General features: G+C 57.5%; 11 protein-coding genes. 8 read left to right on the top strand and 3 right to left on the bottom strand.

Annotated features, from left to right (window positions below):
• The first annotated feature begins 163 nt into the window (after positions 1-163).
• Positions 164-2,248 carry a ComEC/Rec2 family competence protein gene (locus ABF979_RS05400; RefSeq protein ID WP_415558357.1) on the top strand — a complete coding sequence of 695 codons (2,085 nt, stop codon included), beginning with the start codon at positions 164-166 and terminating at the stop codon, positions 2,246-2,248.
• 6 nt (positions 2,249-2,254) lie between these two features.
• Here the strand turns inward: ABF979_RS05400 and nth are convergent, their stop codons facing one another.
• A complete protein-coding gene (gene nth / locus ABF979_RS05405) occupies positions 2,255-2,935 on the bottom strand; it encodes an endonuclease III (protein WP_415558330.1) in 681 nt (226 codons plus the stop codon).
• A gap of 121 nt (positions 2,936-3,056) precedes the next feature.
• Here nth and ABF979_RS05410 point away from each other — a divergent pair, with 121 nt between their 5' ends.
• The 3 genes from ABF979_RS05410 to ABF979_RS05420 all read left to right on the top strand — a co-directional run bounded on the left by ABF979_RS05410 (position 3,057) and on the right by ABF979_RS05420 (position 7,080).
• Entirely contained in the window at positions 3,057-4,895 is a 1,839-nt protein-coding gene (locus ABF979_RS05410; RefSeq protein WP_415558332.1) for an ABC transporter ATP-binding protein, read from the top strand.
• A gap of 100 nt (positions 4,896-4,995) precedes the next feature.
• Positions 4,996-6,381 (top strand): amidohydrolase family protein, encoded by a 1,386-nt coding sequence (locus ABF979_RS05415; RefSeq protein WP_415558334.1) that lies wholly within the window; start codon positions 4,996-4,998, stop codon positions 6,379-6,381.
• 237 nt (positions 6,382-6,618) lie between these two features.
• Positions 6,619-7,080, top strand: coding sequence for a hypothetical protein (locus ABF979_RS05420; protein ID WP_415558336.1), 462 nt, complete (start codon positions 6,619-6,621; stop codon positions 7,078-7,080).
• On the opposite strand, the gene rdgB is transcribed toward ABF979_RS05420, so the two are convergent.
• Both rdgB and rph read right to left on the bottom strand, forming a co-directional pair.
• Positions 7,058-7,657 (bottom strand): RdgB/HAM1 family non-canonical purine NTP pyrophosphatase, encoded by a 600-nt coding sequence (rdgB, locus tag ABF979_RS05425; RefSeq protein ID WP_415558338.1) that lies wholly within the window; start codon positions 7,655-7,657, stop codon positions 7,058-7,060. The two genes, ABF979_RS05420 and rdgB, sit on opposite strands and share 23 nt — an antisense overlap.
• Positions 7,657-8,367, bottom strand: coding sequence for a ribonuclease PH (gene rph, locus ABF979_RS05430; protein ID WP_415558340.1), 711 nt, complete (start codon positions 8,365-8,367; stop codon positions 7,657-7,659). Before rph ends, rdgB begins: the two co-directional genes overlap by 1 nt.
• 83 nt (positions 8,368-8,450) lie before the next feature.
• On the opposite strand from rph, the gene hrcA reads away from it, so the two are divergent.
• From hrcA to prfB, 4 genes are all read left to right on the top strand, one after another.
• Positions 8,451-9,521 (top strand): heat-inducible transcriptional repressor HrcA, encoded by a 1,071-nt coding sequence (gene hrcA / locus ABF979_RS05435; RefSeq protein WP_415558342.1) that lies wholly within the window; start codon positions 8,451-8,453, stop codon positions 9,519-9,521.
• Between the two features lie 62 nt (positions 9,522-9,583).
• The gene (locus tag ABF979_RS05440; protein WP_415558344.1) at positions 9,584-10,474 is read left to right on the top strand and encodes an aldo/keto reductase; all 891 of its coding nucleotides are present in this window, start codon (positions 9,584-9,586) and stop codon (positions 10,472-10,474) included.
• 85 nt (positions 10,475-10,559) lie between these two features.
• Positions 10,560-13,178 (top strand): penicillin-binding protein 1A, encoded by a 2,619-nt coding sequence (locus ABF979_RS05445; RefSeq protein ID WP_415558346.1) that lies wholly within the window; start codon positions 10,560-10,562, stop codon positions 13,176-13,178.
• 40 nt (positions 13,179-13,218) lie between these two features.
• Positions 13,219-14,350, top strand: a protein-coding gene (gene prfB, locus ABF979_RS05450; protein WP_099213300.1) for a peptide chain release factor 2 whose coding sequence is annotated in 2 segments (ribosomal slippage) — positions 13,219-13,287 and positions 13,289-14,350 — 1,131 coding nt in all. Because the reading frame shifts where the segments join, the coding sequence is not laid out codon by codon here.
• The last annotated feature ends 421 nt before the right edge of the window (positions 14,351-14,771 follow it).

The raw sequence follows: 14,771 nt of genomic DNA on the forward strand, positions 1-14,771 counted from the left end.
CGGGCACAGGAATTACGGCAGAGCGTGATGGACTAAAATCCGTTACGCTCTGCCCGTGACCCGTCCGATATCTCCTGCCGATACTCTGTTGCTTGATGAGTTTGACACCTCTCTGGACGCGCCAGCCAGTGGTGGCTTCCGCCCGTCGCTGATTGAGAGGATCTTGGCAGAGCAGGGGCGCCGGCTGTTCTGCTGGCTCCCTGTCGCGGTTGCATTGGGGGCCCTCACGTATCTGACACTCCGCTCCGAACCCCCTCTTTGGCCTGCATCCGGTATTTCGGGCTGCGTAGCGGTGGCTGTCTGGTTCTGGCGAAAGCGTCCGGCCTTACTGTTTCTATTCCTGGTACTTTCAGGATTTCTGATCGGCTTTCTGGACGCCTCATGGCAGACACGCCGACAACCGCCCATGCCGTCTCTGCCAACGCGAGCCTCTGTCGTAACAGGGCAGGTTATCGCGCTAGAGACACTGCCTCCCAGGGCCGGCAGCGATGAAGGCGGGAGACGGATTGTTCTGGCGCACGCGACGTTCGATACGCCTGTCGACGCAGGAATGGCGCCTCTCAAACGTACGTTGCGTTTGAAACTCCGTGATGATGATTCCGCATCCCCATTACCGGGCAGTACCGTCCAGATCAGGGCAATGTTGCGGTCTCCTTCGGATCCGTCATGGCCGGGTGGCCGCGATCTGCAACGGGAAGCCTGGTTCTCTGGCTCAGCAGGGAGTGGGTATGCTTTGGGCACACTTCAGCACGTGGACAGTGCAGACGCGACGGCAGGTCTGGAGGGACTGAGAGAAGCCATAGAAGCGCGCATCGAAAGCGTGCTCCCCGGCCAGACTGGCGCCATTGCCGCGACGCTGCTCGCAGGAGAGGCGGGCGGGATTGATGCCTCCACCCGTCAGGAATTCGCTGCCTCCGGGCTGGCACATCTTCTGGCTGTCGCCGGGCTGCATCTGGGGTTGGTCATGGCTGTTGTCACGGTTTCTGTTCGCGCGTTTCTGACCGCCTTCGAGCGTCTGGCTCTGTATTGGCCCTGTCGAGAAATCGCAGCAGTTTCAGGATTTTTTGCTGGTATCGGATATGTCCTGTTGACCGGTGCTCATCTGCCCAGCGTCCGCGCGCTCGGCATGGCGGCACTGGTCACGCTGGCTCTTGTTACAGGGCGGCGCGCACTGTCCATACGGTCACTTGCCCTGATTGCGCTCGTTATCCTGCTGGTCTCTCCGGTTTCCGTTCTGGACGTTTCTTTTCAGATGTCTTTTGCCGCCGTGATGGGGCTGATCGCCGGGTATGAAGTTCTGCGTGAACCCCTTGCACGACTTCGAGGCGAAGGTGGGTCAGTGCGCGTCATCCTGTCCCATCTGGCTGCCTTGTCCCTCACCAGCCTTCTGGCGGGGCTAGCGACCCTGCCGGTCAGCATGGCGCATTTTGGTGTCTTCCAGCCGTGGTTCGTGCTCGCCAACATGCTGGCCGTTCCTTTGGCCGCCGTCTGGATCATGCCCGCAGGTCTCCTGTCCCTGCTCCTGATGCCACTGCATGCCGCAGGTCTTCCGCTCATCGTCATGGGGTGGGGCATCCGGATTATTCAGATCATCGCACACACCGTTGCGATGTTCCCATTTGCTTACGAACCTGTTCCAGCCATGCCAGGCTGGGGGCTTGCTGCCTTGCTTCTCGGGCTGTGCTGGTTGTGCCTCTGGAAGGGGTGGCCGCGCCTCGTTGGATTAGGGCCTATTGGTGTGGGAATTCTCTCCATCTGGCTGGCGCCTCATCCGGACCTTCTGGTTTCCGCTGATGCAGGGGTGCTTGCCTTGAGGGACGACAGCGTTCTGATGGTTGGTCCTCATGGCAGTCTCGAAAACCTGGCGCTTCAGGACTGGGAACGGGCGCTGGCTCTGCCAATAGGCTTCCTGCCACCTGACTGCATGACGGGTCTCTGCCGTGTCTCACTCAAAGGCCAGACGGTGCTGCTGCGGGCCAAAGATAGCCTGGATGGTGTTCGTTTGCCGTCTGAGCAGGACTGTCAGGGAATTCGTCTGTTTGTGAGTGCATCCCCGGCCCGTAATGCCTGCCCCGGAGTTCCGTTTATTGACCGTTTTTCGGTCTGGAGAAATGGCGCCTATGCGGTCTCTCTCCATCGAGGCGGTCCAGAACTTGTCTCGGACCGGAGCTGGCGTGGGAGTCGTCCTTGGGTGCCTGCCATAGGCTCACACGGAATGCCCAATCTGCCCTTGGCTGAGGCAGAGTAGCTTCGATCAGGCCGCCTCTTTTGTGCGGGGTGGCGTGAGACGCTTGTCCGGATACAGGCACCATTGTGTCGCCGGGCAGCGCCAGCATTCAGGCGCCCGGGCTTTACAGACATAACGCCCATGCAGGATCAGCCAGTGATGGGCTGGCCGCAGCATGTCCTTGGGGATGCGCGCCACCAGACCATCCTCAACCTGCCGGGTTGTTTTCCCCGGAGCCAGCCCGGTCCGGTTCCCGATGCGAAAAATATGCGTATCAACCGCCATGGTATCGGCCCCAAACGCAACATTCATCACTACGTTGGCGGTCTTTCGCCCGACACCCGCCAATGCCTCAAGAGACTTGCGATCAGCAGGAACTTCCCCGCCATGCCGCTCCAAAAGCTGCTCGCACAGCAGGGCCACGTTATGCGCCTTGGCGCGCCATAAGCCGATCGTCTTGATGTACTGCGCGATCCCGGCTTCCCCGAGCTCCGCCATGCTTTTCGGATCGGGCGCGTGTTCAAACAGTCCTTTGGTTGCTTTGTTGACAGACTTGTCCGTCGCCTGAGCCGAGAGAACCACACTCACCAGAAGCTCGAACGTATTGCGGAAGATCAGCTCACTTTCCGCATCCGGATTGGCTTCGGCCAGAGCGGTAAGGAAAGCCTTGGCCGCGGCCTTGCTCATGGGTTTAGGGGCGTCTGTCATGGCTGAAACTCCGCGCGGGCTGTTGCGTCTGATCCGGACTGTCCGGCAAGATACGCGAAACATCTGAAAATTTCATGCCATCAGGCCGTTGTCCTTGAGGGACAAGACGGCGGAGCTCTTCGTGTCCGATACTTCTACGCAACTCACCGGCCAGAAACAGGAAGGCCGGAAAATCGACGTTTCTTTTACAGAAGTCCTGTCCTTTGTCTGCCGCCGCTGGCTGGCACATCCAGCGCTGCTGGCCTGGACACTCTCTGGTGTGGCGCTCGCCACACTGGCAGACGTCGTCACACCGATTCTGGCTGGTCGCCTTGTTTCGGATATTTCCAAGCACGCTGCCGGGCCAACCATCCCGAAAACCGATGAGCTTCTGAGCCTGCGTAATGATGCGTTCCTCATGGTGGGGGGATTGATTGCGCTTGGCTTGATTGGGCTGTTCGGTCGTCGGTCGTCTTTTGTCGGGATTTCACATCTGACGCTGGCAATCATGCACAAGGTCCTCAATCAGGCCTTTGCCCGCGTGCAGCGATTCTCAACGGACTGGCATGCCAATACTTTTGCCGGGTCGACGGTTCGCCGTCTGACCCGAGGCATGTGGGCTATCGACACCTTAGACGACACCCTGCTGCTGATGATCGGGCCAGAGGTTCTGGTGCTGGGTGGCACTACGGCCGTCCTTATGTTCCGTTCTCCTCTTATGGGATCGGTCCTTGCGGTTTCGGTAGTGCTGTTTGCCTGGCTCTCAATTATCCTGACGCTTCGTTATGTTGCGCCCAGTGCCCGTGCATCCAATGAATGGGACACGAAAATGGGTGCAGCCATCGCGGATTCTGTCACCTGCAATCCAGTCGTCAAAGCATTCGGCTCTGAAAAGCGGGAAGAGCAGCGGCTGGACACCATCGTCGAAGGCTGGCGCGGACGTACCCTGAGGACATGGCTGCGCGGCACCAATAGCGCCAATATTCAGGCGCTCGCCTCTCTCGTGATGCGGATGCTCATGATCGGGCTTGCCGTCATGCTGTGGTGGCAGGGCAAGGCGGGGCCGGGTGACGTCGCATATGTTCTGACAATGATGTTTCTTGTGCAGGGATACCTTCGGGATCTTGGCCAGCAGGTCAGTCAGGTGCAGCGTTCCGTCAATGAGATGGAAGAGCTGATCGCCATCTTCCGCCGGGATTCGGCTATTCAGGATGCACCAGACGCCCAGCCTGCACGCTTTACGAAGGGCGAGGTCCACTTCGAGCACGTGACCTTCCAGTATCCGGGCCAGGACAAACCTCTATATCAAGACCTCACAATCGATATCGCGCCGGGATCACGTGTGGCCCTCGTGGGGCCGAGTGGATCTGGAAAGACGACCCTCACGAAGCTTCTGCAACGCCTGTATGATGTGAACAGTGGGCGCATCACGGTTGACGGGCAGGACATCGCGCATGTCACGCAGGATTCCCTGCGGTCGCACATTGCTATTGTTCCACAGGAACCGGTGCTGTTCCACCGCACACTGGCTGAGAATATCGCCTATGCCCGGCCTTCGGCATCCATCGAAGACATCAAGGAAGCAGCGCGTCAGGCCAACGCAGCAGCCTTCATTGAGCGTCTGCCGGAAGGCTACAACACGATGGTCGGTGAACGCGGGGTCAAGCTCTCGGGCGGTGAGCGTCAGCGTGTCGCGATTGCCCGGGCATTCCTTGCAGATGCGCCCATTCTTATTTTCGATGAAGCAACATCCAGTCTGGATTCAGAATCTGAATCCCTGGTGCAGGAGGCAATGCGCCGCCTGATGCAGAACCGCACGGTCATCGTGGTGGCTCATCGCCTTTCCACGGTGATGGAGCTGGATCGGATTCTTGTCTTCAGTCGGGGTGAGTTGAAAGAAGACGGCACCCACGCCGAACTGGTGGCTCAGGACGGTGGCATCTACCGTCGTTTGTTCGAGCTTCAGTCTCTCGAAGGCTAAAGTTCCAAGCGTCTTTTCACAATCGCGAGACGGTATTGGTCTTTTCTGCATGACAGAACGTTTCTCCTCAGCCTGAATGCTGCTGAGGGGAAATTCCATTATGACACTTCGTTCTGCTTTCGCGGGGTTTTTGCTGGCCGCGCCGGCGACCTTGATGGCCTGCACCGCGCAGGCAGAACCTGTTGCATTCGATCATGCCCGCCTGATCGATGGAACAGGGGACCCCGTCCGTGAAAACGTTACAGTCGTCATTAATGACGGACGAATTGTCTCCATAGGCGATCCGGCCCCTTCAGGAGCTGAGCATATCGATCTCAGCGGCAAAACTTTGTTGCCCGCTCTGATCAGCGATCACAGCCACGTCGGTATCATTAAGGGAACGTCTGGCAGTAGTGAGAACTATACCCGAGCCAATATTCTCGCGGCCCTGAAACAGTATAGTGATTATGGTGTTCTCACCGTCACGTCTCTTGGCCTGAACCGATCGCCGCTCTTCGATGATTTGCGGCGGGAACAGCATGTGGGTAAAAATCCAGGCGCGGATCTGTTTGGCGTCGATCAGGGCATTGGTGTTCCGGAAGGAGCGCCGCCCGCTGCGATGGTGAAAGCGTTAGGGCAGGATCAGGTTTATCGTCCGACCACTCCGCAGGAAGCGCGACAGGACGTAGACCGTATGGTCGCAGAGCACACGGATCTCGTAAAACTCTGGGTGGATGATTTCCGGAACGGCGTGCCGAATGGCAAGACGCTTCCCAAAATGTCCCCAGATATTTACCGGGCAGTCATAGACGAAGCCCATCAGCACAATACGCGCGTGGCGGTCCATATTCATGATCTGGATATTGCCAAAGCTGTCGTGGATGCAGGGGCCAATATCCTCGCGCATGGCGTGCGAGACCAGCCCGTTGATCAGGCACTGATTGAGGCCGTGAAGGCCCATGGCGTCTGGTACATCGCTACGCTGGGGCTGGACGAGGCGAATTACCTTTTTGCAGAGCATCCGGAGCTTCTGAATGTTCCTTTCGTTGCGGCCGCCATCGATCCTGCCCTGATGGCGCAGCTCTCAGATGCAGACTGGCGTAAACAGACACTTTCCAAGCCGCTTGTCGCGGCTTCTCACACCGCGCTTGCGATTAATCAGAAGAACCTTCTGACGCTTTATCGGGCAGGTGTGAAAGTGGGCTTTGGCACAGACTCAGGGGCTGCTCCAACGCGTTTGCCGGGGTTTGCGGAACATCGCGAACTTGCCTTGATCGTAGAGGCCGGCCTGACACCGCTGGAAGCCATTCATCTGGCGACTGGAAACGCCGCCGAACTGCTTGAGCTTGAAGATCGCGGTGTTCTGAAAACAGGGAAGTGGGCAGATCTTCTAATCGTTCGTGGTGCTCCAGACCAAAGCATCGCGGACATCGATCAGGTAGATCAGGTATGGCAGCGCGGTGTTCTCGTCAGTCACGGACCGGTCGTTAGGCACCTGGCGCATTGATCGAGATGCAAACCTGAAGTTTGCCGTTCTGACAGAACGGCTACGGAACCGTTTTTCCTGTCAGAAGCCTGATTTTGTACTGTTCCCTAACCATATCACGACATAATATTTCCATGAAGCAGACAGGAATGTGGTTCGGATGAGAGACTGCAGTCTGCTTCATGGAGCTGTCCATGGTCGGGAAAGTGCGTGCTCGGCGATGGACAATAAAATCACTGCATACGGCAGGAAAAACGCATGTCCTCTTTTAATTACTTTACAAATGATCCTGGCCTCCACCTTGCCTGCGATGATGGATCTCTCATTCATCCAGCCCGCTGGCAGGGAAGTCATGCCCTTTTCATACTCTCCAGCCCCACAAAGTCGTTCTGGCTTCTCTCACGAAGACATAGCCAGTCTTCGCCTTGTGAGGAACGTGGCGTCCTCATCGGGGACATCACTTTTTACGCGGTAAGAGGCGCTCATCGCCTCACGTCCCATCTGACATTTCCCGAAATTACAGGTTGGGCTTCCAGCGAAGGCGATGATGCGCGCTGGACAGAGGGCCGTGCGCATCTGGAACTTGAAGATGCTCTCCGGAAGGGGACTGGTATGCTGTCCATAGAGGTCTGTTCAACAGGCCCCTATCATTTGGAACGCGAGAGTTCACAGCTCTCCCGGATGTCTGAAGCCGAGCTCAGCCTTCCACACATTCAGTAAGGAAAAGTGCGAGCGCGCGGCCGCGGTGACTGATCGCGTTCTTCTCGTGCTCGCTCATTTCTGCGAAGCTTCGGCTATGACCCTCTGGTGCAAACATTGGGTCATAGCCGTGACCATGCTCCCCACGCGGCGGCCAGACTATCTGTCCATGACATTCCCCAACTACGGAATGTGTTTCGCCGTCGGGCCATGCCAGGCAGAGAGCCGCCACAAATGATGCTGCGTGGTCTGGCGTTTCACCCATTTCGCGATGCACGCGCTCCATCGCAACGGTCATGTCTTTTGAAGGGCCGCCCCATCGCGCTGAATAAACGCCGGGCTGGCCGCCGAGTGCCGAGACGCAAAAGCCGGAATCATCCGCCAGTGCGGGTAAGCCCGATGCACGGGCCGCCGCCAGCGCCTTGATTTCAGCGTTGCCAATGAATGTGTCTGCCGTTTCGTCCGGTTCTGGCAGATTCAGCTCCCCTGCAGACACAACAGTGATGCCGCTTTCTGCAAGTAGGCTGGAGAATTCACGCAGTTTCCCGGCATTATGACTCGCCAGAACAATTTTTGACCCACGGGACAGGCGGCGCATTACAAAGTCTCCAGTGCGGAAGTCTGAGCTTTAAAGAGGGAGGCTGTGCCCAGCTTGGCCAGACGCAGCAGTTCAAAAAACTCGGTTTCCTGAAAGGGGGACGTTTCCGCCGTCCCCTGAATTTCGACGATCCCACCCTCTGCGGTAAGAACAAAGTTCGTGTCAGCCTGAGCGGCACTGTCCTCAACGTAATCCAGGTCCAGCACGGGGCCAGCAGAGGTCAGGCCGCAGGAGACCGCCGCAATTTGTGCCGTCATGACTGAGGACAGATTGGCTTTTTTCAGGGCCATTGAGAGGGCTACCCAAGCGCCGGTAATGGAGGCGCAGCGTGTCCCGCCATCAGCGTTCAGGACATCACAGTCCAGCGTGATGGTCCGTTCTCCCAGCTTCTTCAGATTGACGCAGGCTCGCAGGGATCTGGCAATCAGGCGTTGGATTTCCTGCGTCCGGCCAGACTGCTTGCCCTTGGACGCTTCACGGTTGCCACGCTGATGGGTGGCGCGCGGAAGCATGCCATACTCGGCTGTAATCCACCCCTGACCCTTGTTGCGCAGAAAAGGCGGGACACGATGTTCGAGGGACGCCGTGCACAGAACTTCCGTTCCACCCACCCGGATAAGTGCTGAACCTTCCGCATGTCGGGCAAAGCCTGTTTCAATGGAAATGGCGCGACCTTCGTCACAGGCGCGTCCGGATGGGCGCTTTGTCATGCGAAAAAATCCTCTCTCAGAACCAAGCCCTGCCTCTACCGCGTTTGACGAGAAGCCTTCCAGCCCCGACATACAGTTTTACCATGATGAGATCTGACCCTTCCTTCTTCCGTATGCCGAACTCCTTTGCTTCCGGGCTCGGAGAACGGGAAGCTGCGATCCTTCGGGAAATCGTTGAGGAATACGTCGAGACCGGGGAGCCGATCGGCAGTCGCACTCTGGCGCAGCGCTTGAAACTGTCTCTGTCTCCCGCGACGATCCGCAACGTCATGGCAGATCTTGGCCGGGCCGGGCTGTTGTTCAGCCCTCATGTGTCTGCCGGGCGTCTGCCGACCGAGAAGGGCGTTAAACTCTTCGTGGAAGGGCTGCTCCAGTTTGGTACCTTGAGCGACGAAGATCGTGCCAGTATCGACAGCCGGCTGGAAATTCATGGCCGGTCCTATCAGGAGACCCTGGCGGAAGCATCGTCCATGCTGTCGGGGCTGTCATCCGCCGCAGGTCTGGTGCTGGCCCCTAAATCCGACGCGACGCTCAAACATATTGAGTTTGTTGCCCTCGGTCCGGGGCGTGTCCTCGTTGTGCTCGTCAGTTCAGACGGGCAGGTAGAAAATCGCATCATCGAAACGCCGGCAGGACTGCCGCATTCTGCCCTTGTCGAGGCTGGCAACTATCTTAACGCCCATTTGGGGGATCTGACGCTTGGCACTCTGAAAGAGCGTGTCAGCAAGGAAATGGACGTCAACCGCCATGAACTTGATGCTCTGACGGCCAGCGTCATCGAAAGTGGTCTGGCCACATGGGACGCTGATGGCGGAACGCTATTCGTTCGGGGGCAGGGCAAGCTGTTGGCGGATATTACCGAGATCGAACGACTGACCACGATCCGTATGTTGTTCGATCACCTCGAAACGCAGGAGACCATGCTTCAGCTCCTGCAACTGGCAGACGCTTCGGAAGGCGTGCGAATCTATATTGGTAGTGAAAGCGGAATGTTTGGAATGTCGGGCGTGTCCATGATCGTCGCGCCAGCCCGCAATGAGGCCCAGAAAATCGTGGGCGCCATTGGCGTCATCGGGCCAACGCGCCTGAATTATGGGCGAATTGTACCCGTCGTGGATTACACGGCCCGGATGGTCGGACGCCTGCTGGGATAGTGACTGCAACCCTTCCGCCTTTGCGCTGTTGAATCTTGCGTCCATCGGAAAGGAAAGAGTCCATGGCTACGATTGACGCAAAGAAATCCGGTACGTTCCTCATTGGTGGGGATCTCAAGGTCCACCGCCTCGGGTTTGGAGCGATGCGCATTACCGGCAAGGGCATCTGGGATGAACCTCCAGACCACGAAGAAGTAGTTCAGACCCTTGAAAGCCTCCCGAAGTTCGGAGTGGATTTTATTGATACGGCGGATTCCTACGGTCCGTTCGTCTCGGAAAATCTGATCCGTGAAGTGCTTTATCCTTACAAAAAGATGGTCATTGCCACGAAGGGCGGCCTGACACGCCATGGTCCAGATATCTGGAAGCCAGTCGGAAACCCGGACTATCTGAGGCAGTGCGTGTTGATGTCCATGCGACGGTTGGGCGTGGAGCGCATAGATCTCTGGCAGCTGCATCGGATTGGACCAGATTGCCCGGCAGAGAAGCAGTTCGAGGCAATTGCCAAATTCCGCGAAGAAGGCCTGATCCGCCATGTGGGTCTGTCGGAAGTAAGCGTGGAAGACATCAAGCTCGCGCAGAAATACTTCCCGGTCTCGACGGTTCAGAACCGCTTCAATCTTGTGGACCGCAAGTCCGAAGACGTTCTGGATTTCTGTACAAAAGAAAACATTGGCTTCATTCCCTGGGCGCCTCTGGCTGCTGGAGAACTGGCCAAGCCCGGTACGGACATGGACAAAATCGCGCATCGGCATCATGCAGATGCAGGGCAGATTGCTCTGGCGTGGCTCCTGAAGAGATCACCGGTCATGTTGCCCATTCCGGGAACCGGAAGCAGAGCCCATCTGGCCTCTAATGTTCGGGCAGCATCTCTGAACCTCAACGATGAAGAGTTTGCTACGCTGAATCGGCAGGGTGAAGAGGCGTGGAAGAAATCCGCCGCCGGATCATAACGATCACGAGCCGCCGTAAACTGTCACAAAATGACCCTTTTCAGTGGGGGCGACGAACGGCTCGTTTCAGTGCTATGCAGTTTGTATGACGCGCCGTTCCATTCGCTCCCGTAATCCGCAGGACCCCAGGGCCAGTGTGCCCCGCGGGCCCCGTTTCCGCCGTTTCCGTCAGTCTCTTGCCATCGTCGCCGGTGTCGGGCTGGTCGGTGTTGCGGGTGCGGGTATCTTGGGTTGGACCACCTACGCCAAACTCGTGGCTGATCTGCCAAGTGTGGACAGCCTGAGGGCCTATCAGCCCCCGACCGTCAGTCGCATTTATGCGTCTGATGATCGCCTGATGGCTCAGCTTGCCAATGAGCGGCGTATTTTCGTTCCGCTGGAAGCGATTCCGGATCGGGTAAAGCGTGCCTTCCTCGCAACGGAAGATCACAATTTCTACACCCATGGTGGTGTGGATGTGATGGCCATTGCCCGTGCAGGCGTAACAGACGTTTTTGCCCGCCATGGGCGCCGTGCTGTCGGTGCGTCCACCATTACGCAGCAGGTTGCGCGTGGGATGCTGCTTAACAGCAATGCCCGCACACTTGATCGTAAAATCAAGGAAGCCCTGCTTGCCGTCAAAATGGAGCAGGTGCTGTCCAAGGATAAGATTCTCGAGATCTATCTGAACTGGGCGGATCTGGGGAACGGCTCTTTTGGTGTCGCCGCCGCGGCCCAGACTTATTTCAACAAGCCTCTCGACCAGCTGAATGATGCAGAAGCCGCGTCACTGGCGGCTCTTCCGAAGTCCCCGACACACTACAATCCGTTCCTTCATCCTGACGCGGCCTTGATGCGCCGGAATCTTGTTCTGGATCTGATGGCCGATAACGGCGTCATTTCCCGCGAGCAGGCTCAGGAAGACAAGAAGGAGCCACTGGTCCCGCAGAAAAAACAGCGGTTTGGACCTTTGCCGGATTCAGAATGGTTCGGGGCTGAGGTCCGGCGTCAGCTCATCAGCTTGTATGGTCAGGATCGCGCTCTTCAAGGCGGCCTTGAAGTTCATACCAGTCTGGATCAGCCCCTTCAGGTCTCAGCGACGAAGCTGCTGCACGAAGGTCTGATGGATTACGATCGGAGCCGCGGCGGTTGGCGTGGCCCGATTATTCATCTTGATGGCATTGACGCAGAAGGCTGGGAAGAAAGTCTCGATAAGGTCTCCGGTCCAGCCGGAATGCTAAAAGAGTGGCGTCTGGGCGTCATTCTTCCCGGTGGAACTCACGTAGGCTGGAATGAGGAAGGCCAAGCGAAGACTGGTCCTCTTCTGGCAACAGACATCGCGTGGGCACGTCGGATGCATCCGCTTCGTGCTGGGGATGTTATCATGATTGAACCGCAGGAAAGTGGGTCCGTTGCCCTGCGTCAGATTCCGCAGGTTGAAGGCGCCGTCGTGACGATGGACGTCCACACCGGGCGTGTTCTGGCAATGGTTGGTGGATGGTCGTTCCACGAAAGTCAATTCAACCGCGCAACGCAGGCTCTGCGTCAGCCGGGCTCTTCCTTCAAGCCGTTTGTGTATCTTGCGGCCATGGAGCAGGGTATTTCTCCGTCCGAGAAGTTTGATGACTCCCCTGTCTCATATGGCGACTGGCATCCCAAGAACTACGAACACGACAATTGGGGCCCGACCACTCTGCACGATGCCCTGCGTGAAAGCCGGAACCTCGTGACGATCCGGGTGGCCGCCCATCTGGGCATGAAGGCTGTTGCAGATACTGCCATTAAGGCGGGGCTTGTGGATGAAATGCCGCATGTCTTGCCCGCCGCCCTTGGTGCTGTCGAGACAACGGTTCTCAAGGAAACAGCAGCCTACGCAACCATTGCAAACGGCGGTCATGTAGTGTCGCCGACTCTGGTGGATGACGTTCAGGATCGTCTGGGCAATATCATCTGGCGTGCGCCAGGTCTGGCGTTGGGAACAACGTTGCAGGCTCCCCCAGCTCCACCGGCGGCCGATCCTTCATCCCCCACGATTGCTCCGGTCACGCCTGAAGTTGGTGCAACGCCCACGCCGCCAGCAGCTCCGGTTGCGGGAAGCATTTCGGTTCCCTCTATTACAGACAGCCGTCCCGTGCTCGCCAGCGAAGCCAGCTCCTATCAGATCGTCGCCATGCTGAAAGACGTTATTGCGAACGGAACAGGTCGCATGGCAGGCGCTGGGATCGACCGTCCCATCGCGGGAAAGACCGGCACCAGTCAGGATTTCCATGATGCCTGGTTTGCTGGCTTTTCGCCGGATATTGTCACGATCGTCTGGGTCGGTTTCGATACACCACAAACGCTCGGGCGGAACGCTGATGGTGCTCGCATTGCCGGCCCGATCTGGAACAAGATCATGAAGGTGGCGCTCGCCAACCGGCCGAAGCTGGATTTCCGTGTTCCGGCCGATATCACGCTGGCGTCCTACAACACCGGCCGTATCACTGCGACAGACGGCTTCAAGGCTGATCAGGTTCCGGGTGCGTCGGTGGCTCTGCATGGCTTCGGTGCTGGTACGGAAGCCCTGACAGCGGCAGATACCGGGGCGGATGCCGTTATTTCGGATTCCGAGAGCGATATGACAGACACCAGCGCGCCGAGTGTTGGGTCTTCCCCGAATGCCAAGCCTCAGGCCCAGAAACCTGCGGCATCGGATGGTGACATTGGTGTAGGCGGCCTGTACTGAGGGCAGCCAAACCACCTTATATATAAGTGGAGTATTTATAATGTCGGCTGAGACCGAAGCCCTCTCCGAACAGATCAAGCAGTCGGTGGCACTGCTGAGGAGGCATCTTTAACTGGGATGTCGCCACAACACGCCTCGCGGAACTGAACCATCGCGCGGAAGACCCAGACCTTTGGAATGATTCTGACGCTGCCCAGAAGCTGATGCGCGAGCGAACCATGCTCGCCAATCAGATCGAGGGCGTTGAACAGATCGAACAGGACGTTGAAGGCACGCTGGAACTTGTCGAGCTCGCAGAAATGGAGAACGACACGGATCTGGTGCAGGAGGCCATCGCGACGCTGCGTGGGCTGGCTGCCGACGTGCACAAGCGGGAAATCGAAAGCCTGTTGTCCGGCGAAGCAGACAGCAATGACTGCTACGTCGAAGTGAATGCCGGTGCAGGTGGAACGGAAGCCCAGGATTGGGCCGAGATGATCCTGCGCATGTACACCCGTTGGGCAGAACAGCACGGCTACAAGGTGACCTTCATTGAAAGCAGTGAAGGTGAGCAGGCGGGCATCAAGTCTGCCACCATCCAGATCAGTGGCCTCAACGCTTATGGCTGGATGAAAACGGAAGCTGGCGTGCATCGTCTCGTCCGCATCTCGCCCTTCGATGCCGCTGCCCGTCGTCAAACGTCCTTCGCGTCTGTCTGGGTGTATCCGGTGGTCGATGATTCCATTGAAGTGGAGATCAACGATTCGGATCTGCGTGTGGATACCTTCCGTGCTTCAGGCGCAGGCGGTCAGCACGTTAACAAGACCGATTCGGCCATTCGTATTACCCATATCCCGACAGGCATCGTTGTTGCTTGTCAGACGGACCGCTCACAGCACCGGAACCGCGCCAAGGCGATGGAAATGCTGAAGGCCCGGATGTACGAAGCAGAACTGCAAAAGCGCGAAGCTGCAGCAGCCCAGACGGAAGCTGCCAAGACGGATATCGGATGGGGCCACCAGATCCGCTCCTACGTCCTGGCACCCTATCAGTTGGTCAAGGATCTGCGGACAGGCGTGGAAAAGGGAAATCCGGACGCTGTTCTGGACGGCGCCCTAGACGACTTCATGTCGGCTTCTCTTGCGCAGCGCGTCGGGGCAACACGATCTGAAGCCAGCGCCTCTGCTCAGTAAGAGTACTCTGGCGCATTAAAACGAAACCGGAAGGCCGGGGTGGCGTAATTAATACGCTGTCCCGGCCTTCTTGTTATAATTCTGTTACAGTTTTTGGAAATTTGATTTTCTGAAGGCAGAAAAAAAGCGGAAAAGTGTACTTTTTCGCCCACTCTCCTGCGAATATTGGCGCCAGACGATCGAAAGATGAGAATTTTTCGTTTCGGGACAGGCAATAATCAGCTTGACACCATGGCCTGAAGGCTGCCCAATCAGCATATCGGGTATGTTCTCACGACATGAGACGAATCACACGTCCGTGAGGTGAGGGAACTCGATGCAAACACAAGGTCGAGATCTCGCACCGTACAGGTGTGGATCCATTGTCGGTGTCAGTGAGGGGTAAGAAGGTTTCGACATGAAGAGCTACGCCGCACAGCAG

Source organism: Gluconobacter sp. (assembly GCF_047723935.1).
In the GTDB taxonomy this organism is placed as follows: domain Bacteria; phylum Pseudomonadota; class Alphaproteobacteria; order Acetobacterales; family Acetobacteraceae; genus Gluconobacter.